General features: G+C 68.7%; 24 protein-coding genes. 12 read left to right on the forward strand and 12 right to left on the reverse strand.

The features are described from left to right. Positions 1-51 precede the first annotated feature (51 nt). Positions 52-852, reverse strand: a complete 801-nt coding sequence (locus E1292_RS30345) for an MBL fold metallo-hydrolase (protein WP_132599087.1) — start codon at positions 850-852, stop codon at positions 52-54. A 240-nt stretch (positions 853-1,092) separates the two neighbouring features. Here E1292_RS30345 and E1292_RS30350 point away from each other — a divergent pair, with 240 nt between their 5' ends. From E1292_RS30350 to E1292_RS30360, 3 genes are read left to right on the forward strand one after another with little or no spacing between them, the layout of a single operon-like run. Next, entirely contained in the window at positions 1,093-1,608 is a 516-nt protein-coding gene (locus E1292_RS30350) for an ArsR/SmtB family transcription factor (protein WP_246090441.1), read from the forward strand. Continuing rightward, positions 1,605-2,759, forward strand: a complete 1,155-nt coding sequence (locus E1292_RS30355) for an MFS transporter (RefSeq protein WP_132599089.1) — start codon at positions 1,605-1,607, stop codon at positions 2,757-2,759. Before E1292_RS30350 ends, E1292_RS30355 begins: the two co-directional genes overlap by 4 nt. Continuing rightward, the gene (locus E1292_RS30360; RefSeq protein ID WP_132599091.1) at positions 2,740-3,954 is read left to right on the forward strand and encodes an aminopeptidase; all 1,215 of its coding nucleotides are present in this window, start codon (positions 2,740-2,742) and stop codon (positions 3,952-3,954) included. The genes E1292_RS30355 and E1292_RS30360 overlap by 20 nt, the downstream gene beginning before the upstream one ends. Positions 3,955-3,976: 22 nt before the next feature. Here the strand turns inward: E1292_RS30360 and E1292_RS55500 are convergent, their stop codons facing one another. After that, positions 3,977-4,612, reverse strand: coding sequence for a tyrosine-type recombinase/integrase (locus E1292_RS55500; protein ID WP_220447133.1), 636 nt, complete (start codon positions 4,610-4,612; stop codon positions 3,977-3,979). Positions 4,613-4,828: 216 nt separating this feature from the next. On the opposite strand from E1292_RS55500, the gene E1292_RS52925 reads away from it, so the two are divergent. Continuing rightward, complete coding sequence (locus E1292_RS52925) at positions 4,829-5,047, forward strand: hypothetical protein (protein WP_220447129.1); 219 nt, start codon at positions 4,829-4,831, stop codon at positions 5,045-5,047. A 135-nt stretch (positions 5,048-5,182) separates the two neighbouring features. Here the strand turns inward: E1292_RS52925 and E1292_RS30370 are convergent, their stop codons facing one another. The 3 genes from E1292_RS30370 to E1292_RS30380 form a co-directional block, all read right to left on the reverse strand. Then, on the reverse strand, positions 5,183-5,380 hold the full coding sequence (locus tag E1292_RS30370) for a ferredoxin (RefSeq protein WP_132599093.1): 198 nt from the start codon (positions 5,378-5,380) through the stop codon (positions 5,183-5,185). Between the two features lie 8 nt (positions 5,381-5,388). Beyond that, on the reverse strand, positions 5,389-6,612 hold the full coding sequence (locus E1292_RS30375) for a cytochrome P450 (RefSeq protein ID WP_132599095.1): 1,224 nt from the start codon (positions 6,610-6,612) through the stop codon (positions 5,389-5,391). A gap of 99 nt (positions 6,613-6,711) precedes the next feature. Further along, positions 6,712-7,653, reverse strand: a complete 942-nt coding sequence (locus E1292_RS30380) for an RNA polymerase sigma-70 factor (RefSeq protein ID WP_165974814.1) — start codon at positions 7,651-7,653, stop codon at positions 6,712-6,714. A 256-nt stretch (positions 7,654-7,909) separates the two neighbouring features. Here E1292_RS30380 and E1292_RS30385 point away from each other — a divergent pair, with 256 nt between their 5' ends. The 3 genes from E1292_RS30385 (at position 7,910) to E1292_RS30395 (ending at position 11,074) form a co-directional block, all read left to right on the forward strand. Further along, the gene (locus E1292_RS30385; protein WP_132599097.1) at positions 7,910-8,761 is read left to right on the forward strand and encodes an SDR family NAD(P)-dependent oxidoreductase; all 852 of its coding nucleotides are present in this window, start codon (positions 7,910-7,912) and stop codon (positions 8,759-8,761) included. A gap of 50 nt (positions 8,762-8,811) precedes the next feature. After that, positions 8,812-10,020 carry an NAD(P)/FAD-dependent oxidoreductase gene (locus E1292_RS30390; protein ID WP_132599099.1) on the forward strand — a complete coding sequence of 403 codons (1,209 nt, stop codon included), beginning with the start codon at positions 8,812-8,814 and terminating at the stop codon, positions 10,018-10,020. A 325-nt stretch (positions 10,021-10,345) separates the two neighbouring features. Further along, a complete protein-coding gene (locus E1292_RS30395) occupies positions 10,346-11,074 on the forward strand; it encodes an SDR family NAD(P)-dependent oxidoreductase (protein WP_132599101.1) in 729 nt (242 codons plus the stop codon). A gap of 131 nt (positions 11,075-11,205) precedes the next feature. Here E1292_RS30395 and E1292_RS55095 read toward each other — a convergent pair whose 3' ends face one another. The 3 genes from E1292_RS55095 to E1292_RS30405 all read right to left on the reverse strand — a co-directional run bounded on the left by E1292_RS55095 (position 11,206) and on the right by E1292_RS30405 (position 13,300). After that, on the reverse strand, positions 11,206-11,334 hold the full coding sequence (locus E1292_RS55095; protein ID WP_281284067.1) for a hypothetical protein: 129 nt from the start codon (positions 11,332-11,334) through the stop codon (positions 11,206-11,208). Positions 11,335-12,191: 857 nt separating this feature from the next. Further along, positions 12,192-12,404, reverse strand: coding sequence for a hypothetical protein (locus E1292_RS30400; RefSeq protein ID WP_132599103.1), 213 nt, complete (start codon positions 12,402-12,404; stop codon positions 12,192-12,194). Beyond that, positions 12,401-13,300: a glycoside hydrolase family protein gene (locus tag E1292_RS30405; RefSeq protein WP_132599105.1), complete on the reverse strand. Its 900-nt coding sequence runs from the start codon at positions 13,298-13,300 to the stop codon at positions 12,401-12,403. Before E1292_RS30405 ends, E1292_RS30400 begins: the two co-directional genes overlap by 4 nt. Positions 13,301-13,437: 137 nt before the next feature. On the opposite strand from E1292_RS30405, the gene E1292_RS30410 reads away from it, so the two are divergent. Further along, positions 13,438-13,926: a hypothetical protein gene (locus E1292_RS30410; protein WP_132599107.1), complete on the forward strand. Its 489-nt coding sequence runs from the start codon at positions 13,438-13,440 to the stop codon at positions 13,924-13,926. Positions 13,927-14,023: 97 nt separating this feature from the next. Here the strand turns inward: E1292_RS30410 and E1292_RS30415 are convergent, their stop codons facing one another. After that, the gene (locus E1292_RS30415; protein WP_220447130.1) at positions 14,024-14,974 is read right to left on the reverse strand and encodes an ABC transporter permease subunit; all 951 of its coding nucleotides are present in this window, start codon (positions 14,972-14,974) and stop codon (positions 14,024-14,026) included. A 150-nt stretch (positions 14,975-15,124) separates the two neighbouring features. Between E1292_RS30415 and E1292_RS30420 the strand changes: the two genes are divergently transcribed. Continuing rightward, complete coding sequence (locus E1292_RS30420; protein WP_132599109.1) at positions 15,125-15,601, forward strand: HAD hydrolase-like protein; 477 nt, start codon at positions 15,125-15,127, stop codon at positions 15,599-15,601. A 115-nt stretch (positions 15,602-15,716) separates the two neighbouring features. Here the strand turns inward: E1292_RS30420 and E1292_RS30425 are convergent, their stop codons facing one another. Beyond that, a complete protein-coding gene (locus E1292_RS30425; RefSeq protein ID WP_132599111.1) occupies positions 15,717-15,926 on the reverse strand; it encodes a heavy-metal-associated domain-containing protein in 210 nt (69 codons plus the stop codon). Between the two features lie 149 nt (positions 15,927-16,075). On the opposite strand from E1292_RS30425, the gene E1292_RS30430 reads away from it, so the two are divergent. From E1292_RS30430 to E1292_RS30440, 3 genes are all read left to right on the forward strand, one after another. Further along, a complete protein-coding gene (locus E1292_RS30430) occupies positions 16,076-17,254 on the forward strand; it encodes an NAD(P)/FAD-dependent oxidoreductase (RefSeq protein WP_132599113.1) in 1,179 nt (392 codons plus the stop codon). A 120-nt stretch (positions 17,255-17,374) separates the two neighbouring features. Continuing rightward, positions 17,375-17,530 carry a BlaI/MecI/CopY family transcriptional regulator gene (locus tag E1292_RS54160; RefSeq protein ID WP_246090443.1) on the forward strand — a complete coding sequence of 52 codons (156 nt, stop codon included), beginning with the start codon at positions 17,375-17,377 and terminating at the stop codon, positions 17,528-17,530. Between the two features lie 368 nt (positions 17,531-17,898). Then, positions 17,899-20,274, forward strand: coding sequence for a heavy metal translocating P-type ATPase (locus E1292_RS30440; RefSeq protein ID WP_132599115.1), 2,376 nt, complete (start codon positions 17,899-17,901; stop codon positions 20,272-20,274). Between the two features lie 11 nt (positions 20,275-20,285). Here E1292_RS30440 and E1292_RS30445 read toward each other — a convergent pair whose 3' ends face one another. Both E1292_RS30445 and E1292_RS30450 read right to left on the reverse strand, forming a co-directional pair. Then, positions 20,286-20,567, reverse strand: coding sequence for a metal-sensitive transcriptional regulator (locus E1292_RS30445; protein WP_132599117.1), 282 nt, complete (start codon positions 20,565-20,567; stop codon positions 20,286-20,288). 212 nt (positions 20,568-20,779) lie between these two features. Beyond that, positions 20,780-23,005, reverse strand: coding sequence for a heavy metal translocating P-type ATPase (locus tag E1292_RS30450; protein WP_132599119.1), 2,226 nt, complete (start codon positions 23,003-23,005; stop codon positions 20,780-20,782). Between the last annotated feature and the right edge of the window lie 11 nt (positions 23,006-23,016).

Consider the following 23,016-nt stretch of genomic DNA (forward strand, 5'->3'; position numbering starts at 1 on the left):
GCAAGGGCGTCACCCCATTGACCTGACCACCCATCAGGACCACCCCGGCCATCAGTATGGATTTCTGATGGCCACCAGTTGAGAGAACCCAAGTCCACCTACCTGGGGATCTTCATGGCCGTTGACAAGACCGGACGTGGCGATGCCGATCTCACCGTCGTATCTGGCCCCAGCGGCGGCTCGCGCGGCTGGGGTGTCCGTGCCTGGCTGCAGGTGCGTCAGTAACAGGTGCCGGGCATCGGCTTCCAGGGCTTGCCGGCCTGCCTGACGGGCGCTTGTCAGGTAACGTCGGGAATTCTCCGGGACCTGGTTCACATAGGTGGCCTCGGCCAGTAGCAGGTCAGCGCCACGCGCCAGTTCCACCCTGTCGGGACTCGGGCCGCTGTCGCCGGCATACGCGAGCACCCGTCCGCCCGCTGTCAGCCGTATGCCGGCATTGGGCACCGAGTGTGGCAGCAGACGAGTCTGTGCGCGAAACGGGCCGATGTCGAATCTGCTCCCGACGGTGAACTCGTGCAGGACATAGGCGTCGGTCAGCACCCCTGGGCGGTCCAGCGCGAGCACCGCATCCAGGGCGCCGGGCAGCGAGTACACCGGCAACGGTGCCGGCGGGTCATCACGCATTGTGCGCGCCCGCAACAGCGGGTTCAGGTCGGCGCAGTGGTCGGGATGTCCGTGGCTGATGAACACCGCATCGATCTGATCGGCGCTGACCCGTTCCAGCAGCCGCGGCACCGTCGCATATCCAAGGTCGACGAGCAGCCTGAACCCGTCGTGCTCCACGAGGTAACCACTGCAGGCCTGGCCCGCCGCCGGCCACGCACCGCATCCGCCAAGGATCGTCAGCAGCATCCGTGAACCCTAACGGATGTCGCTCGTTCACAGTGGTCGACACGAAGTCGCGGCCGCCGTGAGGCGCTGGAAGCCGAAGGAGGTGCAAGACCTCCTCGTCGGGCCCGCCACGCCGCGGCCGCCTCATCATCGCTCTCCGGGACGAACGGCCGCGATCGTCTGGCACTGCCGTCGAAGCCTGAGGACGCGTCGCAGAGCCACCTCTTTCCCAATACCTGTTGGATAAATTAGAATCCCAAGGTGTCTTTGGAAAATCGGGATGACCTTGTTCCCCTGCGCGCCCTGGCCAACCCGCTGCGCATCCGCATCGTGTCGCTGCTCACCGGCGCGTCGATGTCGGCCACCGAAGTCGCCGACGAACTCGGCATCGCGCACGCCTCGGCCAGCTACCACCTGCGCCAGTTGGCCAAAGCGGGCTTCCTCCAGCAGACGGACGAGCGGCCGCGGGCAGGCAAGGGCCGCCCGCAACTGCGCTACCGGTACGATCCGTCCAGCGGCGAGCGCCTCGACCGGTCCGAGGGACGGCAACTCCTCCACCAGGCGATGAGCACTGACCTGGCCAGGCGCCTGGCTGAGACTGATCGCCAGCGCACGTCCATGGACGCCGAGGTATGGCTGGCCAGGCCCGTCTGGGAGGAGATCGTCGGCCTGATCGGCCAGGCCGTGGCGCTCCTGCACGACAAGGCCGGACCGCCGCACGACGGCGTCAAGGTCAGCATGACCGCGCTCCTGCTGGAACTGCGTGACGAACGATGACCGGCCGCCTGCTCGTCTGCGCGGCCGGCGCGTTCCTGTCGATCGGACTGCTCATCCCGGCGGTTCCGCGATACCTTACCGGCCCGCTGGGCCAGCAGGCGGGCATGGTGGGCGTCTCGCTGGCCGTCACCGCGGCGGCCGGGGTGCTCGCCCGCCCGCTGGCCGGACGGGTGGCCGACAGGGCCGGGCGCCGCACGGCCCTGTGCGCGGGCGCGCTGCTGCTGTCCGGCACGTCCCTCGCGCTGCTCGCCGTCGGACAGTTACCGCTCTTCTTCGTCCTGCGCGGCGTCGCCGGCGTCGGTGAGGCGCTGGCCTACGTCGGCCTCGCCGCTCTGGCCAGCGACCACCGGCGGCCCGGCGCGGCGATCAACCACTTCTCCGTCGTCGTCAACGCCGGCCTGCTCACGGGGCCCGTCATCGCCGAGACGCTGTACGCCGCGTCCGGGTTCGCCGCCGTCTGGATCACGGCCGCGGCCGCGGCGCTGGGGTCGGCGGCGCTCGGCCTCACCCTGCCGAAGAGCATGGGCCCAGACATGGAGAGCGCGAGCCCGGATCCGGGAACCGGGCGGGCCCAGCTGTACCACACGTCCGCTCTACGACCCGGCTTCGGCTACCTGGCCTCCGTGTGGGGGTACACCGCCATCAGCGCCTTCCTGCCGCTGCACCTCGCCGCGCTCGGCGGCGGCTCCGGCGGCCTCCATTTCCTGGTCTACGGCGGCGTCCTCGTCGCCATCCGGCTGGCCGGACATCGCCTGCTCGCCACGGCCGCCCCGGCGCGCCTGGCTGTCGCCTCCCTCCTGCTGACCGGGACGGGATCGATCCTGCTTGCCGCCTGGCCCTCGCCGGTCGGGACATGGTGCGCGATCGCGCTGATCGGCGCCGGGCAGGGCCTCGGGCTGCCCGCCTTCCTCAGGATGGCGGTGCACGGCCTGCCCGCCGGCGAGCGCGGATCCGCCGTCGCCACCACGACGGCCTTCTTCGACGTCGGATTCCTCAGCGCTGCCCTGGCCCTCGGCGTCCTCGCCGACCGGTTCGGCCTGGCCGGCGGCTTCGCCCTCGCAGGCGCCGTGTCCGCCGCCGGAGCGCTGCTGTTCCTGCCTCTGCGCCACAACGAACACGAAGGAGCCCCCCTTGACCATTCCCCCCACTGACCTGTCCGGCTATGCCGACGTCGTGTTCGACGTGGCCGTGCCCCCGCTGGCGGACGACCGGGTGCTGATCAACGCCGAGATCGAGCACGCCCCGCTCGCCCGCGCCCTGGCCGAGGCCGCCTACGCCAGAGGCGCCCGCTACGCCGACATCTGGTACTTCGACCCGCACGCCAAACGATCCCGCGTCCGGCATGCCGACACCGCGAGCCTGGCCGAGGTGCCCTCGTGGCTCGACGCCCGCAACGACGAGCTAGGACGGCACGGCGGCATCATCGTCAACATCCGCGGCGCCGCCGCCCCCGACCTCCTGGCCGGGCTGGATCCGATACGCGTCGGGCTGGACCGCATGCCGTCGCTGACCTCACGGCAGCGGCTCCAGCTCAACAACCTGGTCCGCTGGACGATCGTCCCCTACGCCACCCCCGAGTGGGCCCGTGCCGTCTTCGGCGAACCCGACCAGGCCAGGCTGTGGCGACACCTGCGCCGCATCCTCCGTCTCGACGAGCCCGATCCGCGCGCGGCGTGGCGGCAGCGCATCGCCGAACTGCTCGATCGCGCTCGACGGCTCACCGAGATGCGCCTGGACGCCGTGCGGTTCGAGGGCCCCGGCACCGACCTGACCATCGGCCTGCTCCCGGACGCCCACTGGACCGCCGCCCGCCTGGAGGACGTCAAGGGCCGCCCGTTCCAGGCCAACCTGCCGACCGAGGAGGTGTTCACCACCCCCGACTACCGGCGCGTCGACGGCACGGTCCGCGCCACCCGGCCGCTGTCCCTCGACGGCACCGTCATCCGCGACCTGGAGCTGACCTTCGCCGATGGCGTCGTGACCGGTGTCAGGGCGAGCGCCGGAGCTGACGTCGTTCGCGCGCACCAGGCCACCGACGCGGGAGCGGCCCGGCTGGGCGAGCTCGCTCTGGTCGACCGTTCCTCGCGGGTGGGCGAAAGCGGCATCACCTACCTGGAGACCCTTCTGGATGAGAACGCCACCTGCCACCTGGCCTGGGGCGCCGGGCTGCCTCCGGGCGCGCCCGCCCACCTGCGTACGGACGATCCCGCACGGCTGGACGCGGCGGGCGTGAACACCTCGCGTGTGCACGTCGACTTCATGGTCGGCGGCCCGGACGTCACCGTCACCGGGCTGGGGCCGGACGGGAAGGTGGTGCTCCTGCGCAACGACGCCTGGGAGTTCTGACGGCCTGCCACAGCCGGAAGTATCAAACGTGACCGCCCGTCTGTTCCAGGCGGAGGTGCCCAAGACCAGCGACGCCCGCGTGACGCTGGCGGGAACGCGCGTGTTCGCCAGCGAGATCACCACCGCCGGCGGGGCGATCGACTGGCGCCGCGCCGACTGGGACGCGTTCACCCACACTGCCCTCGACGTGCCCGACCCGATCCGGGCGGGCCTGATCGCCTGCCTCGCCCGGTTCGGGCTCGCGTTCGGCTGTCTCGACTTCGCGTTGCACGAGGACGGCGGCGGCGGCCTTGTCGCCGAGCAGCTCGTACAGCTGGGTGGTTTCGGCGGAGGCGTGGCCGAGGCGGCGGCGGACGGCCTCGATCGAGACGCCGGCGTTGATGAGCTCGGTGGCGTGGGCGTGGCGCAGCTGGTAAATGTCGATCTCGACGCCAGCCTGCGAGCAGTAGGCCTGCCAGCGGTGGTGGGCGGCGTCGTAGGACAGCGGACCGCCGCGGCCGTTGATGGCGGCGCGAAACAGCGGCCCAGCGGTGTAACCGGCGCGGGCCAGGTAGAGCTGGGGCAGGGTGACGTAGCCGCGGTCGTCCAGCAGGACGGTGCGTACGCTGCCGCCCTTGCCGTGAACCCGGACGTGCTCGTCATCCAGCCGCAGGTCCAGGTCCTAGACGTAGAGACCGCACACTTCGGAGGCGCGGGCGCCGCCGACGTAGGCGGTCTCGCACAGCGCCCGGTCGCGCAGCCGGTCCAGCGGCAGGTCCTTGCGCGGCCGCCGTGAGCAGATCGCCGCGAAAACCTTGGCGATGTCGGCCGCGCTGGCCGGGCGCGGCAGCGTCCTGGGCAGCTTGACGGTGTCGATCCGGTCCATCGGGCTGGCGTGCAGGAGGTCGTGGCGGACGGCCCACTTGGTGAAGGAGGCGACGGCGGCGCGCTCGCGCTTGCGGCCGGCCGGCGACAGGTCGGCGAGCTCGGCCAGGAACGCGCGGACCGGCGCGGCGGACAGTACGCCGATTTCCTCGCCGTGGTGGCGAAGGCGATCAGGTCGCCGCGGCAGGCGCGCCGGACGACGGTCGCCCAGCTCGCGCTACGTCGGTGATCGCTATCTCGCCAGATAACGAAGGTATCTAGGTACCCCACTCAGCGGTCACTCGTCCCCGCATCGGACCGCTGAGTGGCGGAAACCCCCGTTCGCCTTCGCTCGCTAAGGCGGCTGGCCGTTCGGTCTCACCCTCTACTCCTCCAGGATGGAGAGGGCTCGGGATGGGCACAGGGTGATGGCGTGGCGCGCCTGTGCGGCGCTCTGGTCGTCGGGGTGGTCGGTCAGCAGGACCACGATGCCGTCGTCGCCCTGGTCGAAGACGGCCGGTTCGGTCAGGACGCATTGGCCGGAGCCGACGCAGAGGGCGCTGTCGGCTTTGATGCGCGTCATGGCCCTGCTCACCAGGTGACCGGGAGTTCGTGGAGGCCGTAGATGACGGCGTCGTTCTTGAACGGCAGGTCCGCGGCCGGTGCGGCGAGCCGCAGGGTGGGGATGCGGCGGAACAGCGTGTCGAAGACGATCTGCAGTTCCATCCTGGCGAGGTTCTGGCCGAGGCACTGGTGCGGGCCGAAGCCGAAGGCGATGTGGTGGCGGGCCCCGCGCTCGATATCCAGTTCGGCCGGGTCGTTGAACGCTGCCGGGTCCCAGTTGGCCGACAGGGTCGAGACGATGACGCCCTGGCCGGCCTTGATGTTCACCCCGCCGATCTGCACGTCTTCGGTGGCCAGCCGGGAGGTGACTCCGTCGGCGATGGTGAAGTAGCGCAGCAGTTCCTCCACGGCCATGGGCGTCCTACCCGGGTCGGCCGTGATCAGGGCCAGTTGATCCGGATGGGTGAGCAGCGCGACCACGCCGAGGGAGATCATGTTCGCTGTGGTCTCGTGCCCGGCGGTCAGCAGCAGGAAGGCCAGGCTCACCAACCCCGCGTGGTCGAGGGTGCCCTCCTGGCGTTGCCGGGCGATCTGACGGCTGAACAGGTCGTCGCCGGGTTCGGACTCCTTGCGGGTGACCAGGTCGTCGATGTAGGCGCGCAGTTCGGCGAAGGCTTGCTGGCGGTCTTGGAGCGAGGTCCGGCGCACCATCATGGTGGTGCGGCTCTGGAAGAAGTCGTGGTCGGTGTAGGGGACGCCGAGCAGTTCGCAGATCACCAGGGAGGGCACCGGCAGGGACAGCGCCTGTACCAGGTCGACCGGCCGCTGGTCGGCGGCGAGCATGTCGTCGATGAAGTGGTCGACGATGTCCTGGATCCGCGGCCGCAGCGCGGCCAGCCGCTTCACGGTGAACTCGCCGATCACCGGGCGGCGGGCCGCGGAGTGTTCCGCGCCGTCCATGCCGAGCATCAACGGCGGCTGGCTGCGCAGCTGCTGCAAGGTCGCCGCATCGAGGGTGAAGAGCGGGAAGCCGTCCTTACGTTTGTCGGAGGAGAAGCGGGGGTCGACGAGGACGGCACGGCCTTCCTCATGCCCGGACACCCACCATGCCTCGCCACCACTGGCCAGGCGGATCTTGTTGATCGGCGCCTGCTCGCGCAGCCGCTCGTAGGCGGCGGGCGGGGCGAACGGGCAGCCACGCTCGACCGGCAGTTCCAGGTCGGTGAGTTCGCCGGCAACGCTGTTCGTCATGAATGACCTCCCGGTGAAAGATCTGGCTGAATGTGTTCGGGGCTGTTCGAGATGAAGCCGGACAAGGTGTCCGGTCAAGTGGCTGTTCGCCGCCGGTGTTCATCGCAGGGTGAGCGAGGTCGCGGATGCGATGCGCGTGAGCTTCTGCGGGTTGCGGACGTAGTAGAGGCCGGTGATGCGGGCGTCCTCGACCCGGGCCGCCAGGACGCCGTCGATCTCGCCGTCCACGCGGAGAACGAGTGCCGGGGTGCCGTTGACCACGGTGGGCTCGCTGGTGAGCGCGACCCGGGCCTTGCCGAGGCCGTCGACGATCATGCGGGCTACCTTGTCGGCGCCGGTGATCGGCTGCGGCGCGGCCTGCTTGACGCCGCCGCCGTCGCTCACCAGGACGACCTGTGGGGCGAGCGCGTCAAGCAGGCCCTGCAGGTCCCTGGTGTCGAGCGCGCGCTGGAAGGACTCCAACACCGCCCGGGTCTGGCTCGGGGAGACCACCTCGCGAGGCCGCCGAGCCTCGACATGCCTGCGGGCGCGGTGCGCGATCTGCCGGACGGCCGCCGGGGTCTTGCCGACGGCGGCCGCGATCTCCTCGTGACTGATACTGAAGACCTCGCGCAGCACGAAGACGGCCCGTTCCGTGGGGGAGAGCGTCTCCAGGACGAGCATCAGCGCCATCGACACACTCTCGGCGAGCTCGACGTCCTCGGCCACGTCCGGCGCGGTGAGCAGCGGCTCGGGCAACCAGGGGCCGACGTAGTCCTCCTTGCGGCGCCGAAGGGCGCGCAGCCGGTCCAGCGAGCGCCGGGTCGTGATCCGCACCAGGTAGGCGCGCTGGTCGTGCACCTGCCCAAGGTCGATCTTGACCCACCGCAGCCAAGTCTCCTGCAGGGCGTCCTCGGCGTCGGCCGCCGAGCCGAGCATCTCGTAGGCGACGGTGAACAGCAGGTTGCGGTGGGCGAGGAACGCCTCGGTGGCCGGGTCCATCCGGCCGCCACCAGCCATCGGCTCGGCGGTGCCCGTCGCTGTATCCCTGTGCTCGTTCATACCTTGCTCCTGCCTGTTCACTGCAACTCCTGCTCCATGCATAAGGCGCCGGCGCCCACCGCTGTGTGACACCTGTGATCGGTGACACACGTCATAGGACCGCGCTGTCACAAAGTCCGGGGCGCCGACGCCGCATGGTCAGGACGCCGCGCGAACGATGCGCACGGCCCACCACTCCCCGAACGATCACCTTGGCCCCGTTGCGTGCTGCCCCCCGCGCAACCGCCACCTCAGGAAGAAAGAACGGAAAGACATCATGAGCAAGGTCTGGTTCGTCACCGGTTCGTCGCGCGGCCTGGGCCGCAACTTCGTCGAGGCCGCCCTGTCACGCGGCGACAAAGTGGCCGCCACCGCCCGAACCACCACAAGCCTGGACCAGCTGACCGCCGCCTACGGCGAGGCGGTCCTTCCGCTGAAGCTGGACGTGACCGACAAGGCCGCCGTCTTCGACGCTGTGAAGCGGGCCGCCGAGCACTTCGGCCGTCTCGACGTCATCGTGAACAACGCCGGCCACGCCCAGGTCGGCGCGATCGAAGAACTGGCCGAGCAGGACCTGCGCGACCAGCTGGAGACCAACCTGTTCGGCGCGGTGTGGACAATCCAGGCCGCGCTGCCCTACCTGCGCGAGCAGCACGGCGGCCACATCATCCAGCTCTCCTCCGCCGCCGGGCTCATGGCGTTCCCGCTCAGCGGCGCCTACAGCGCCTCCAAATGGGCCCTGGAAGCCCTGAACGAATCCCTCGCCCAAGAGGTCGCCGACTTCGGCATCAAGGTGACCATCATCGAGCCCGGCGGCTTCGCCACCAGGGACGACAAGAACCCCGACCCCCTCAACAACGGCCACCTGGCCGAGCCCGACCCGATCTACGACGGCCTCCGCCAGCGCATCGCCGCGTTCGCGGACAAGCAGCCCGCCGGCGACCCGGCCGCCGCCGCCCAGACCCTGCTCAAGATCGTCGACTCCGACCACCCGCCCCTGCGGGTGCTCTTCGGGCAGGGCTTCTACCCGATGCTGCAGCAGGTCTACGCCGACCGGCTCAAGACCTGGGCCGACTGGCAGGACCTTTCGGCGCAGGCGCACGGCCACCTCGACCACGACAACCGGTGACCCAGAGCCGAGCCGACTCACCCAAGCAAGCCAACCGACAGGAGCACCACATGAAGCACCGCATCGTCGTCCTCGGCGCCGGCTATGCCGGGGCCTACGCGGCCGGGAACCTGGCCCGCCGGCTGTCCCCGAAGGACACCGAGATCACCGTGGTCAACGCCGTGCCTGACTTCGTCCAGCGCATGCGGCTGCCCCAGCTCGCGGCCGGCCAGGAGATCGAGGCACCGAAGCTCGCCGACGTCTTCGCCGACACGGGGATACGGCTGCGCCTGGCCCGCGTCACCGCCGTCGACCCCGAACGCCAGGTCGTCGCCATCGCCGACGCCGACGCCGTGGCCGGCGGCGGCGAACTCGGCTACGACACGCTCGTCTACGCGCTCGGCAGCCACGTCGCCGACCACGGCGTCCCCGGCGTGGCCGAGCACGCCTTCGACGTCGCCGGCCGGCCCTCGGCGCTGCGCCTGCGCGAACGCCTGGACAACCTGGACAGGCGAGGCGAAGGCGGGAGCGTGCTGGTCGTCGGCGACGGGCCGACCGGCATCGAGACCGCCACCGAGATCGCCGAATCCCGGCCCGGCCTGTCGGTGACGCTCATCGCCCGCGGCGAACTGGGCGCCCGGCTCTCCGCCGGAGCCCGCGGCCACCTGCGCCAGGCCTGCGACCGGCTGGGCATCACCGTCGTGGAGCACACCAGCGTCGAAGCCGTCGAAGCGACGCGGGTGCTGTGCGCCGACGGCACCACCCTGGCATCCGACACGACCGTGTGGACGGCCGGGTTCGCGGTCAACCCCATCGCCGCCGCCGGCGGGCTGGAGGTCACCCGGAACGGTCAGATCATCGTCGACCGCACCATGCGGTCGATCTCGCACCCGAACGTCTACGCCATCGGCGACAGCGCCCACGCCATCGGCGACAACGGCCGGCCGCTGCCGATGTCCTGCGCATCGGCCGGCTACACCGGCCGGCAGGCCATCGAGGCGATCGTGGGACGCCTGACCGGCCGCACGATCGCGAACACCAAGCTGGTCTACACCTACAACCACATCAGCCTCGGCCGGCGAGACGGGATCCTGCAGACGGTCGACGACGAAGGGCGAGCAAAGCCGACGTACCAGGGCGGCCGCAAGGCCGCGCACGTCAAGGCGAGCATCCTCAAGATGGCGCTGTGGGCCACCTCACACCCCACCTACGGCATCCCCAAGCGCAAGCACCGCCTGGCCGCCGCGCCGGACACGACCGCCGCGAAGACGCTCGCGTAGCCACCTCATAGCGGTGTGGTCCGCGTGGACGACACCCGCCACTGATCGCTTCGACACCAGCCGGTTCGAGGCCAGCCGGAACCGGCCGGCCTCACTGGCCCACCGGCAGCGGATCAAGGTGCAGGAAGCATGGCTGACCAAGGTAGTCGCTGCCTTACGCATCGCCGGACCTGCACGCTGATCTCGACGGTGCCTGCACACAAGACGCCGATCCCGCCGATTTGTGACAACCGCCGCCGGTGGCCTACATCACGCCTCGGCAGTGTCACAGAAATCGGGTCGGCACCGCCACATGGTCGTAGGTACAACGACGTCAGGAGAGAACATGACCTCAGTATTGATCACTGGAGCGAACAAAGGCCTGGGCTACGAGACGGCGCGCAGGCTCGGGGAGCTGGGCTGGAAAGTCTTCCTCGGCTCACGCGACGAGGGCCGGGGAAGGGCCGCCGCGCAGAAGCTGGCCGCCGACGGCGCAGACGTCATCATGGTTCCCTTGGACGTGACTTCGGAGGAGTCGGTGGCCGGGGCTGTGCGGCTAGTCCGGGAGCACACCGACCGGATGGACGTGCTGATCAACAACGCCGGCACGCCGGGCGGCGGTGTCAACCCGGCGCACGCGACGGCCAAGGACATCCACGCCGTCTACGACACCAATGTGTACGGGCCGGTCCGGGTCACGCACGCGTTCCTGCCGCTGTTGCAGGCGGCTGACAACCCGCGGGTGGTGATGGTCACCGGCGCCGGGGGGTCTATCGCGTTCGTGACTGACCCCGGGCAAGCCGTCTCGAAGATGTACGAACTCGCCTACACCTCGTCGAAGGCGGCACTGAACATGATCACTGTCCGATATGCCCAGGCGCTGCCGGCCATCAAGTTCAACGCCGTGGCCCCCGGCGAGGTCGCCACCGGCAGGTTCACCGCCACCGACATGAACATGCACACGGGCGAGCTGACGGTCACCGAGGGCAGTGATCCGATCATCGAGCTCGCGACGCTCGCCTCTGACGGGCCGACCGGGATCTTCATCGATCGCCTCGGCCCCATCGCCTGGTAGACAAGCCACGCGCGCAGGGCCCGGTCACGGATGCGAGGGTTGCGGGCGGCAGCGGTGCCCTCACCCGGTTTGGTTGCCTTGACCGCATTTCACGTGCCATGGCATACAGCCACAGCGCCTGCCGGGCCCGCTCACCGGATCAAGCTGCGCCAGCAGCGCCACCACATGAGCGAGGTGGCTTCGCTCCGCCGCCTCGCCAGGGCGGCGCAGTCGATCTCAGGCAGGCCGGGGTCGAAGTCGTCGGGGCGCAGCCGCAGCACGTCGGTGGCGTACCGGCCGAACCGGCTGATGTGCGAGGTCAGGTAGGGCGAGAGCTGCGCGACGTCCTCGGCGGTGATCGGTGGACGGCCGCCCTTGGAGCCCTTGGGGCGGCGGCTGGCGTCCTGGTCGGCCTTGCTCGGGATGACTCGCAGGCTGTGCCCGGCCGCTTTCAGTTCGTGGATTGCGTGCCTGGCGCGGGTGCGGTCCGCGAACCGCGTCGAGCCTCGGCGGGTGTGCGCTGTCGATACCTGGTCGGGCTGCTCGGATGCGTCGGTCCGAGGGTCTGATAGCAGGAGCGATGCCGGGAGACCGACCGTTCCACGGCCTGGATTTGGATCCGCGAGAACTGATCTCCGGGAGCCGGGGACACGCCGGCGTGCAGGCGACCGTGTCATCATGCGGCTCCCCCGGCCCCCGCCGACCGGCGGGAAGAAACGTCGACAGTGCAATAGCGACCTCGCAACCAGGTCGAACGCTTGGCCAGCAGCCGTTGGCCCATCGTCCCCGCTCTCCGCCGACGAAGACCTCGAAGCCCACCGGAGCACGATGGGCATGCCCTCCGCCAGGCCTGGTCAGCCGAGCCCGAAAGCCGTGCCGGTGGACCGTCGATAAGCCCATGAGCGGCGTGGAGAGACCACAGGACGTGCCGGGGTCTGGTGTGCAGTGATGCCCTCAGGCTGGGAGACAGGGTTTCGGGCGCTTCCCAGGCCGTCAGATGCCGGGCAGGGTCGGTTTCTTCCTGCGCGAACTCGTTAGTCATGTCGGCGAGGGCCTGTCGGTCCTGCTCGGGGAGGTCCTGCAGGAGGGCACCTCACGACCGGCCACCACACCGCCGAGGTGGTCTCGAGGTGTGACATCACCGTTGCGGCTCCCGTCTGAAGGTGACGTTCGAGCTGTAGCTGAACCCGCCGCCTCGGACTGTGTTCGCGTAGACCACGACATCGCTGACCGGCAGCTGGGCGTTCGTGGCATTCACGCCGACCGCGGGACGGGTCGACCCGTCGACCCGTGTGATGTCGTTGCCCATGATGTCGACCGTTTCGTTCGGGTTCGGGCTGAGCGACTTCACATACACGCCGCCCCAGCTCGACTTGATCGTGTTCTCTCGGATGACGACCCGGAGGTGTTCATCGGTCCGATCGCATCCCACTTCGCGTTCTCGATCGGGTTGCGTTCAATCCACACATCGCTGTGCACCGCGCCGGCAGCGCCGGTGTGCGAGCCGGTGAGCTTGCCCCAGCCCGGATATTCCTGCGACGGACCGCAGTAGTTGTCGATGATCCGGATGTCGGTGCTCGGAGTGTTGTCGGCGGTCCCACCCGGGGTGCCGGCAGTCGGTAGGTCGAGTTGAACCGCCTCACCGTGCCACCACCCGGCCGTCGGCGCCTCGACCCGGCCTTCGAACCGGCAGTCGCTGACGGTCGCTGTACGGACGGCGTTCAACTCGACTCCGTGCCACCACTTGACGTTGCGTACGGTGACTCCGGACAGCTCGACGTTGTGCGTGTGTTCGAAAGTGATCGCATTCATCGGCGGCGCGTCCGTTGCCCGAGCACGATCATCGCCGACCGCGTTCCGCACGAAGTACGCCGTCGGGTCCCAGATGCCGCCCTCCAGCCGGATGTTGCCGGCTGCCTGGTGGCCGGTGCAGTCGTCGGGAACGTCGTTGATCAACAACGTCGCCTCGCGGGAGTTCACCGCGGCGACACTGATGAACGAATCCGGGTAGGTCGGCTCCGGGGAGTGCTGGTTCTTGTCCTTGTAGTACGTCTGTGGCTTGACCGCTACGTCGGAGGTGAAGGTCGCACCGTCCGCCCGCAGCGTGGTGTTGCCGCCGATCACCAGGGGCCGTTTCAGCACGTGGACGCCCGTCGGGGCAACGACGACACAACGCCCACCGGCGTCACGTTCCAGGCTCTGGTCGCCGCGAGCGGCGAGGTTGAGCAGCCGGCGCAGTTTCCGCACGCCGTCGGACTCACCCGCGACCGGCGGATTCGGGCCGGGCCCGCTCGGTGCGGCCTGTGCTGTCGAGGTGCCGCCGGCTGTTACACCGCAGCGCCGCCCAGTACACCGGCCGCAAGTGCGGCCGTCGGCTCACTGTCATGTCGTTTCCCCATCTGAGGTTGCTCATGCTGGGGTCAACGCCCCTTCAACTGCTCCCGGAACTCGCGGCGAATCCGGTCGCCCCCCTGACTGCGCCGGGCCTGGCGGTACTTCTCGATATCGCTCAGCGGCCGGGAGCCGACCACGATCTGATTGATGTAGGTGGCGAAGAGCTGATCGAGTTGGGCGCCGCGCGCGTCCTGAGTGTCCGACTGAAGCCCTTCGACCGGGCTGGCGACCCGACTGGCGGACCATCTGGGAGTTGGTCTCCACGCAATCCCTGGCGGTCGGGAAGATCCAGCTCTGCGGTCGACAGCGCTGTGCCGACCAGCGTGATCAGGATCGAGACGATCAACGACCGCTGCACGACCCCACCCTTGAAGATCGTGCTGTACGCCGAGAAGCTTCACTCGCTCGGAATCAGCCCAGCTGTCGTTGTGGCATCCGGGCTGGCGAACGAGTTCAGGATCACGTACGCCAAGGGGTAGATCATGACCAGCAGGATCGAACCGATCAGGACCCCTTTGATCGTCGTCACGACACGGTTCGGTGGTTCGACCCAGGCCGGCCGATGGGATGACGTCATCAGAACAATCCTTCGCTGCCGGCGCGGCGCGCCATCCGATTCGCGGCGACGATCATCAGGGTGCCGATGGCGCCTTTGAGCAGGCCGGCGGCCGCGCCGATGCCCCAATCGCCGCCGAGCACACCGCGGAAATAGACGAATGTGTCCAGCACCTGCGCCGCTTCGGCTCCGACGGAGGGCTGTTGCAACAGGATCTGCTCGAAACCGACGGACAGAACGTCGCCCAGTTTGAGGATGAGCAGCAGCACCATCACGGGCAGGATCCCCGGAAGGGTGATGTGCCAGATGCGTCGCAGCGATCCCGCCCCGTCCACCGCAGCCGACTCGTACAACTGGGTGGGAATCGGGCTATGGCGGCGAAGAAGATGATCGTCCCCCACCCCACGTCCTTCCAGATCACCTGTGAGGTCAGCAGAATCTTGAACGTCTCGGCGTTCGCCATCACGTGACACTGCCGAGCCCCAACTGCTGGAACAGATCGGCCAAGGCTCCCGCACCGCCCAGGACAGGAAGTGCGGCAGGTACACGACGGTCTGCACCGTGCGCTTCATCCGCTCGCTGAGCAGCGAGTTGAGCAGCAGTGCCAGCAAGATCGGAGCAGGAAACGCGAACGCGATCTGCAGGAACGAAATGATCAAGGTGTTGCGAACGGTACTGACGAACTCCGGATCGTTGAACAGCTTGGCGAAGTTGTCCAGTCCGGTCCACGTCGAGCCGCTCAGCCCCAGGAACGGCGAGTAGTCCATGAAGGCTATCGAGACGCCGGCCAAGGGAAGGTAGTGAAACGCCAGGAAGTAGAGCATTCCCGGATCTTCGACATCGCGCTCGACGGCGATCACGTCGACGCCGTGCGGCATACACAGATTGATCTCGCAGGTGACGCATCCGCCCGGAAGGCGGTGTTCCTCGATCGAGACGGTTGCATCAACACGCTTCCGACCTACAGACACGGTCCAGAGGCGATGCAACTGCTGCCGGCCGCGGCCACCCGCGCTCCGACTTCTGCATGATCACGGTTACGCCTTGGTCGTCGTGACGAATCAATCCTGCGTCGGCCTCGGCTACGTGGAGCCGGGCACCCTGGACGAAAGCATGACCGCATGTCTGAGCTGTTGGCCGACGAAGGCGTCACCGTCGACGCGATCTACAGCAGTCCGGTAGCCGGGGAACATGCGATTTCCGATCGGTACAACGTCGGTGACGCACCAGAGCCCAGCCCGGCCATGATCAAACGCGCGGCTGCCGAGCTGAACCTCGACCTGTCCAAGAGCTATCTGATCGGCGACCGGTCATCGGACATCGTGGCCGCACAGGCCGCCGGCGTTCGGCCGATTCTGGTCGCACCGGCGACGGGCGGGCCGCAGAGCAAGCCTGGGGCGACAATCCTGCCTGCTCCGTCGTCGATGATCTGGTGGCCGCGGCAGTCGAGGTGGTCGGCGGCTAACGGGAGTTACCGGGCGCGTGAACCACGAGGGCATGGATGGCGCAGAGGCGTGTCACTCGTCGCACGGCGTCGTCGCATAGATCCCACCGCCCCTCACAGATCTTGGCACGTCAGATCGCTACCAGCGTACTAACGCGGCTCGTAGCACCTGCCAGAAGCCAGCCGGGTGCCGGCACACACACAGATGTACGACACCCGGCCGTCAACCCTTAACCGAAAGCTCCCGCCACAATCCTTTCGAGGCCCGGTCAGGCGGAGACCAGCTCGTAGCCCGCTTCCTCTACGGCATCGCGCACAAGAGCTTCCTCGATCGGCTCGTTCCCCGTCACGGTCACCTGGCCGGTGGCCAGGTCGACATCGACCGCAGTGACACCGGCGATCTTGCTGACTTCAGTCTTCACCGTGCCCACGCAGTGGCCACAGGTCATCCCACTCACGGTGTAGGTTGCATTGCTCATCATGACTCCCCTCGAAAAATACCCCTGTTGGGTATACGGCGAGTCGACCATATGGCAGCGCGGCATCCCTGGCAACCGTAACCCCCTATGGGTATATGAGATCTACATCACGTTCACAGATATACCCCTAAGGGGTACTGTCTTCCCGTATGAGAAAGCTCAACTCCATCGCCATCGTCGGAGCTTCGCTGGCTGGCTTTCGTGCGTTTCAGGCACTGCGACGTGAGGGCTACGACGGCACGATCACCCTGGTAGGGGCCGAGAAGCACCTTCCCTACAATCGTCCCCCGCTGTCCAAGAGCATGCTCAGGGGCGATGACGAGGTCACGCTCCCAGGCGCCGAAGAGCTCGGCAACCGCTGGCTGAAGGGCCGCCATGCCGTACGGCTGGACCCGGCTCAGCGCCGGCTCATCCTGGACGACGCCTCGGAGGTTTGCTACGACGGCCTGGTCATCGCCACCGGCGCCCGCCCACGCCGCCTGCCTGATTCCCCCGCGGGGGTGTACACCCTGCGCACCGTCGAGGACTCCCTGGCGCTGCGCGCCGAACTGGCCGCAGGACCCGGCAACGTCGTCGTCATCGGCGGTGGCTTCATCGGAGGCGAGGTCGCCTCGACCGCTCGCGCCCTCGGGCTCGGCGTCGCCCTCGTGGACACGGCCCCGTACCCGATGCAGAACGTCGTGGGCACCGAGACCGCACGCTGGCTGGCCGACCATCACCGGGACAACGGCGTAGAACTCGTCACCGGGACCCGCGTGACCGGATTCGACCAGAACGGCAGGGTAACGGGGGTGCGACTGAGCGACGGCCGGACGCTGCCCGCCGACCTGGTCATCGCGGGCATGGGCGTGGTGCCGAACACCGACTGGCTGGAGGGCAGCGGGCTGACGGTGAGCGACGGGGTGGTCTGCGACGAGCGCCTGTTCGCGTCGGGCGCGGAGGACGTGGTAGCGGCAGGTGACGTGGCACGCTGGCCGCACAGCCTGTACGGCGGCGCCCTGGTCCGCGTCGAACACTGGTCGAACGCCAACGACCAGGGCACCGCCGCGGCGCTCAACCTGTTGGCCGGTCCGGAAAACGCCAAGCCCTTCGCCGACCTGCCGTCCTTCGCCACCCACATGCACGGCGCCCGCATCCAGACGGCCGGCCTGCCGCACCTGGCGGACGAGACCCGCGTCGTGACCGGCGACCCGCGCGAGGGGCGGTTCGCCGTCGCCTTCGCCAAGGACGGCGCTCTGGTGGGCGCCGTCGCGGTGAACGCGCCCAAGGACCTGATCCGCGTCAAACGCGCCATCGTGGCGGGCGATCGCCTGGCGTCCCTGGCGTGACGAGTACACGTTCAGGCCACGCTTCCACGATCGCCGGTAGCATGTGAGCAGACCCCGGGTGGGGGACTGTCACATGGTGCGTGGCCTGGGAGAGCTCGAGTCCACGGTCATGGATCGCCTGTGGGCCGTCAACGACCGGCCTCGGTCGGGGACGTCCTGGAGCATCTGCAGAAGGACCGCCCTCTGGCCCCCACGACGGTCATGACCGTGATGGACAAGCTCCACACCAAAGGCCTGCTCAAGCGCCGGCCCCGTAGGCCGCGCCTCCATCTATGAGGCGGTGTCGTCCAAAGAGGCCCACACCGCCGACGCGATGCGCGATTCTTGGCCAGAAGCGGCAACAGGGCCGCCACACTGGTGCACTTCCTCGAACGGCTTACCCCCGAGGAGTCCAGCGCGCTGGAGGCGGCACTTCGGGTGTACCCGCCGGGCGGACGCAGCACATGACCGTGGCGATCGTCCTGGCCCTGTACGGCGTCTTCGCGGCCCTGGTGCTGCCGAAGCTGCGAGCCAAGCGGATCTACGATAAAGCGCAGTAGTACTGCCCCTATGCCGCATCCAGCACCTCGAGACTGACCAGTGCCTTGGCGGGTACCGGATCTACGATGAACCATCGTGAATTCGCTCCGTGGGAGGAGACAACCATGAGCGACCACGTCTCTGCACGACCTGGCGAAGGCAAGGAACGCAGCACTGCGATCCTTGACGTCAGCGGGCTGCACTGGGCTTCTGAACAGAACGTCGTCGTGGCCACCCTGGGCCGGCGCCCAGGCGTGCTGCAGGTCGAGGCCAACGCGGCCGCCCAGACGGCGACGGTGCGTTTCGATCCGCGCGTCACGTCCCTCGCCGAGCTGCGTACGTGGATCACCGAATGTGGCTATCACTGCGCCGGGCAGTCGGTGCCCTCTCACATCTGCGATCCCATGGCTGAGCCTGACCCACCAGGCGCGAGCGCCGAGGCTCCGCCCGCTGGTCACGCACTGCATGCCGATGAAACGGCGTCACCTCACGACATGATGGGACACGGCGGCCATGCCGGGATGTCGATGGCCTCCATGGTCACCGACATGCGCAACCGCTTCCTGGTGGCCGCGATCTTCTCCATCCCGATCGTGCTGTGGTCTCCAATCGGCACGGAGGTGTTCGGGCTGGACCTGCCTGTCCCGTTCGGATGGCGTCAAGACGTCTGGGCGCTGCTGCTCAGCCTGCCGGTGATCTTCTACTCGTGCTGGATCTTCTTCGACGGAGCCGTACGCGCACTTCGCGCCCGCACCCTCGACATGATGGTTCTCGTCGCGGTCGCGGTCGGCGCCGGCTGGCTGTACTCCCTGGTCGTCACGCTCACCGGCGGCGGCGAGGTGTTCTACGAGGCCGCCACCGTCCTGGCCGCCTTCGTACTGCTCGGCCACTGGTTCGAAATGCGGGCGAGAGGCGGCGCCAACGACGCCGTCCGCGCCCTGCTCGACCTGGCCCCGCCCAAGGCGACAGTCATTCGTGATGGCCAGCCGGTCGAGGTCCCGACCGCCGAGGTGACGGTCGGCGACCTCCTGCTGGTCCGTCCTGGCTCCAAGATTCCCGTCGACGGCACCGTCGAAGAGGGTCAGAGCGAGGTCGACGAGTCGATGGTCACCGGCGAGAGCCTGCCGGTGCACAAGGAGCCGCGATCTGCCGTCATCGGTGCCACCATCAACCGCAACGGCACACTACGGGTGCGCGCAACCAAGGTGGGAGCCGACACCGCCCTGGCACAGATCGTCCACCTCGTCCAGCAGGCGCAGAACTCCAAGGCGCCGGGACAGCGGCTGGCCGACCGGGCGGCGTTCTGGCTCGTCCTCGTGGCATTGGTCGGAGGGGTGCTCACCTTTGCGGTCTGGCTGCTGGCCGCAGGGCAGCCGTTCAGCGTCGCGATCCTGTTCGCCATCACGGTCGTCGTCATCACCTGTCCCGACGCGCTCGGCCTGGCGACCCCCACCGCCATCATGGTGGGCACCGGGCTGGGGGCCAAGCGTGGGGTGTTGTTCAAGAATGCGATGGCGCTCGAATCCTCGGCCCGCATTCGGGTCGTGGTGATGGACAAGACCGGCACCTTGACCAAGGGCGAGCCGGAGGTCACTGATGTGGTGGTAGGTGACACGCTGCCGGACGATGAGTTCCTGCGCCTGGTCGCTGCCGTCGAGCGGGAGTCAGAGCACCCGCTGGCCGAGGCGATCGTCCGGCATGCGGATGGCCTGGGCTTGGCACCGATGAGAGCCGAGCACTTCGAGAACGTCCCCGGACACGGCGCTGTCGCGCGGGTCAAAGGGCGCAAGGTCGTGGTCGGCAACCGGCGGCTGCTGGAGCGGGAAGGGGTGGAGCCCGGGAAGCTGGCGAGCAGGCGGCAGGAAATGGCCGAGGGCGGCCGCACCGCCGTCATGGTCGCCGTGGACAACACGGTGGCCGGCGTCATCGGCATCGCGGACGCGGCGCGGGACACTTCCCCTGCCGCCATTGCCACGCTGCATGAGCTCGGCGTCGAGGTGGTGATGCTCACGGGAGACAATGCCGCGACCGCGGAGCGGATCGCGCAGCGACTCGGCATCGACACCGTGATCGCCGAGGTGCTCCCAGGAGACAAGGCGGCCAAGATCGCTGAGCTCCAGGCAGGCAGCCGCAAGGTGGCCATGGTCGGGGACGGCGTCAACGACGCCCCGGCCCTCGCGCAGGCCGACCTGGGCATCGCCATCGGCGCCGGCACGGACGTGGCCATCGAAACCGCCGATGTGGTGCTGATGCGGTCAGACCCGCTGGACGTGCCCGCGGCACTGCACATTGGCCGGGGCACGTTGCGCAAGATGCGGCAGAACCTGGGCTGGGCCATCGGTTACAACGCGCTCGCCCTGCCCATCGCCGCCGGGGTGTTCGAGCCGGCGTTCGGGCTCGTGCTTCGGCCTGAGATCGCCGCGCTGTCGATGTCTGGATCAAGCGTGATCGTGGCCGTCAACGCCCTCGCGCTCAAACGGCTGCGCCCGCCCTCTACGTGACGAAAGGCGGGTCAAGAACGCACCAGCCTGGCGACGGCGTCGCTGGCCTCCTTGACTTTCGCCGCGGCGTCCGGGCCGCCCTGGCGGGTCGCTTCGGCGACGCAGTGGGCAAGGTGTTCCTCAAGCAGGACCAGGGAAAAAGACCTCAGTGCGCTGGTGGCCGCGGACACCTGAGTCAGGATGTCGATGCAGTAGGTGTCCTCCTCGACCATGCGCTGCAGGCCACGGATCTGCCCCTCGACGCGGCGCAACCGCGTCATGTGCTTCTTCTTGCCCTGGCTGTACCCGGCCATGCCTCGCCTCTCCATCGGCGCCATCGCCCATGGACCTTACCCCCTGCCGTAGCCACGCCGGCACGAGCCCTCAGCTGACCGGGATCCGAGGCTCAGGCACAGGCATTCCCCCACGCACTCCCTCCTGGCAGTGATGTTGCTGCTTCTGGCAACACACCGGAGCAAGAGAAGGATGGCCCCACGCCGTTCGACGTGGAGCCATCCCGGCACTGCTATTTGAAGCGCCGCAGGCGCAGGCTGTTGCTGACCACGAAGACGCTGGAGAACGCCATCGCCGCTCCTGCGATCATCGGGTTGAGCAAGCCGAGCGCCGCCAGCGGCAGCGCGGCCACGTTGTAGGCGAAGGCCCAGAACAGATTGCCCTTGATCGTGCTGAGCGTCTTACGGGACAGCCGGATGGCGTCGGCGGCTACCCGCAGGTCGCCCCGTACCAGTGTGAGGTCGCTCGCCTCTATGGCGGCGTCGGTGCCGGTGCCCATGGCCAGCCCCAGGTCGGCCTGGGCCAGCGCGGCAGCGTCGTTGACCCCGTCACCGACCATGGCCACGACCTTGCCCTCGGACTGCAGGCGCTTGACCACGTCGACCTTGTCCGCGGGCAGCACCTCGGCGATCACCTCGTCGATGCCCACCTCGGCCGCGACGGTCTCGGCCACGGCCTCGTTGTCGCCGGTCAGCAGCACCGGCGTGAGACCGAGGGCGCGGAGCTGGGCGATGGCCTCCTTGCTGGTCGGCTTGACCGCGTCGGCCACCACGAGCACCGCCCGTGCCTGGCCGTCCCAGCCGACCGCGACCGCTGTGCGGCCACCGGCCTGGGCCTCGTGAAGGTCCCGCTCCAGATCGGCCGGAAGGTGCTGGGACCACTCCTCCAGCAGCCGGGGGCGGCCGACCAGCACCGCGTGGCCGTCGACGATGCCCTGAACGCCGAGCCCCTCGACGTTGGCGAAATCCTCCGGCGCGGGCAGTTCGCCGACGCGGGCGGCGGCACCCTTGGCGATGGCCTGAGCGATCGGGTGCTCGGAGGCGTATTCCAGCGCACCTGCCAGGCGCAGCACCTCTTCCTCGCTCGCTCCCTCGGCCACGTGGACGGCCGTGAGGGTCATCCTGCCCTCGGTGACCGTGCCGGTCTTGTCCAGCACCACCGTATTGATCTTGCGGGTGGACTCCAGCACCTCCGGCCCCTTGATCAGGATGCCGAGCTGCGCGCCTCTGCCAGTCCCGACCAGCAGCGCGGTCGGGGTGGCCAGACCGAGTGCGCACGGGCAGGCGATGATCAGCACCGCTACTGCCGCCGTGAAGGCCGCCCCCACACCGTCGCCGGTGCCGAGCCAGAAGCCCAGCGTGCCGAGGGCGAGAGCGATCACGATCGGCACGAAGACGCCGGAGATGCGGTCGGCCAGCCGCTGCACCTGCGCCTTGCCGGTCTGCGCCTCCTCCACCAGCTTGGCCATCTGGGCCAGCTGCGTGTCGGCGCCGACCCGGGTTGCCCGGACGATGAGCCGACCGCCCGCGTTCACGGTGGCGCCGGTGACCGCATCGCCCACGCCGACCTCGACCGGGACGGATTCGCCGGTGAGCATCGAGGCGTCCACGGCCGAGGAACCTTCCTCGACCACGCCGTCGGTAGCGATCTTCTCGCCCGGCCGGACCACGAACCGGTCGCCCGCCGTGAGCTGCTCGACGGGGACGCGCCGGCCGTCGGCCAGCTCCACGTCCTTGGCGCCCAGCTCCAGCAAGGCCCTCAGCGCAGAGCCGGCGCGCCGCTTGGAGCGGGCCTCGAAGTAGCGCCCGGCCAGGATGAACGCCGTCACCGCAGCGGCCGTCTCCAGATAGATGTTGCCGGAGCCGTCGGTGCGCTCGATGGTGAACGTGAACGGGTGCGTCATGCCGGGCGTGCCGGCGGTGCCGACGAACAGCGCCCACAACGACCAGCCCAGCGCGGCGAGAGTACCGACCGAGATCAGCGTGTCCATGGTGGCCGCGCCGTGGCGCAGGTTGGTCCAGGCTGCCTTGTGGAAGGGCCAGCCCGCATACGCCACCACTGGAGCGGCCAGCACCAGTGACAACCACTGCCAGTTCGTGAACTGCAGGGGCGGGACCATTGCCATGGCCACCACCGGGACCGACAGCACCACGGATGTGATGAGGCGGTGGCGCAGCGGCTGGAGCTCGTCCTCCGGCTCCTGCTCGGCCGCCTCCGTTCTGGGCGGGGCGGGCAGCGCGGCCGTGTATCCGGCCTTCTCTACCTCCGCGATGAGCTGCTGCGGGTCGACGTCCTCGGGAAAGGTGACCTTCGCCTTCTCCGTCGCGTAGTTGACCGTCGCAGTCACGCCGTCCATCTTGTTCAGCTTGCGCTCGATGCGGTTGGCGCACGAGGCGCAGGTCATGCCGCCGATCGAGAGCTCGACCGCGTTCTGCCGGTCATCGGTGACCTGTGTCATCACCGTTCTCC

Origin of the sequence: Nonomuraea deserti, assembly GCF_004348685.1 — a bacterium.
Classification (GTDB): domain Bacteria; phylum Actinomycetota; class Actinomycetes; order Streptosporangiales; family Streptosporangiaceae; genus Nonomuraea; species Nonomuraea deserti.

Excerpts from the sequence above, each read along its gene's own strand:
- E1292_RS30345 (WP_132599087.1), bottom strand. The coding sequence starts at position 852 with ATGCTGCTGACGATCCTTGGCGGATGCGGTGCGTGGCCGGCGGCGGGC.
- E1292_RS30355 (WP_132599089.1), top strand. The coding sequence starts at position 1,605 with ATGACCGGCCGCCTGCTCGTCTGCGCGGCCGGCGCGTTCCTGTCGATC.
- E1292_RS30370 (WP_132599093.1), bottom strand. The coding sequence starts at position 5,380 with ATGACGCGCATCAAAGCCGACAGCGCCCTCTGCGTCGGCTCCGGCCAA.
- E1292_RS30375 (WP_132599095.1), bottom strand. The coding sequence starts at position 6,612 with ATGACGAACAGCGTTGCCGGCGAACTCACCGACCTGGAACTGCCGGTC.
- E1292_RS30380 (WP_165974814.1), bottom strand. The coding sequence starts at position 7,653 with ATGAACGAGCACAGGGATACAGCGACGGGCACCGCCGAGCCGATGGCT.
- E1292_RS30385 (WP_132599097.1), top strand. The coding sequence starts at position 7,910 with ATGAGCAAGGTCTGGTTCGTCACCGGTTCGTCGCGCGGCCTGGGCCGC.
- E1292_RS30390 (WP_132599099.1), top strand. The coding sequence starts at position 8,812 with ATGAAGCACCGCATCGTCGTCCTCGGCGCCGGCTATGCCGGGGCCTAC.
- E1292_RS30395 (WP_132599101.1), top strand. The coding sequence starts at position 10,346 with ATGACCTCAGTATTGATCACTGGAGCGAACAAAGGCCTGGGCTACGAG.
- E1292_RS30410 (WP_132599107.1), top strand. The coding sequence starts at position 13,438 with ATGTCGTTTCCCCATCTGAGGTTGCTCATGCTGGGGTCAACGCCCCTT.
- E1292_RS30420 (WP_132599109.1), top strand. The coding sequence starts at position 15,125 with ATGTCTGAGCTGTTGGCCGACGAAGGCGTCACCGTCGACGCGATCTAC.
- E1292_RS30425 (WP_132599111.1), bottom strand. The coding sequence starts at position 15,926 with ATGAGCAATGCAACCTACACCGTGAGTGGGATGACCTGTGGCCACTGC.
- E1292_RS30430 (WP_132599113.1), top strand. The coding sequence starts at position 16,076 with ATGAGAAAGCTCAACTCCATCGCCATCGTCGGAGCTTCGCTGGCTGGC.
- E1292_RS30440 (WP_132599115.1), top strand. The coding sequence starts at position 17,899 with ATGAGCGACCACGTCTCTGCACGACCTGGCGAAGGCAAGGAACGCAGC.
- E1292_RS30445 (WP_132599117.1), bottom strand. The coding sequence starts at position 20,567 with ATGGCCGGGTACAGCCAGGGCAAGAAGAAGCACATGACGCGGTTGCGC.
- E1292_RS30450 (WP_132599119.1), bottom strand. The coding sequence starts at position 23,005 with ATGACACAGGTCACCGATGACCGGCAGAACGCGGTCGAGCTCTCGATC.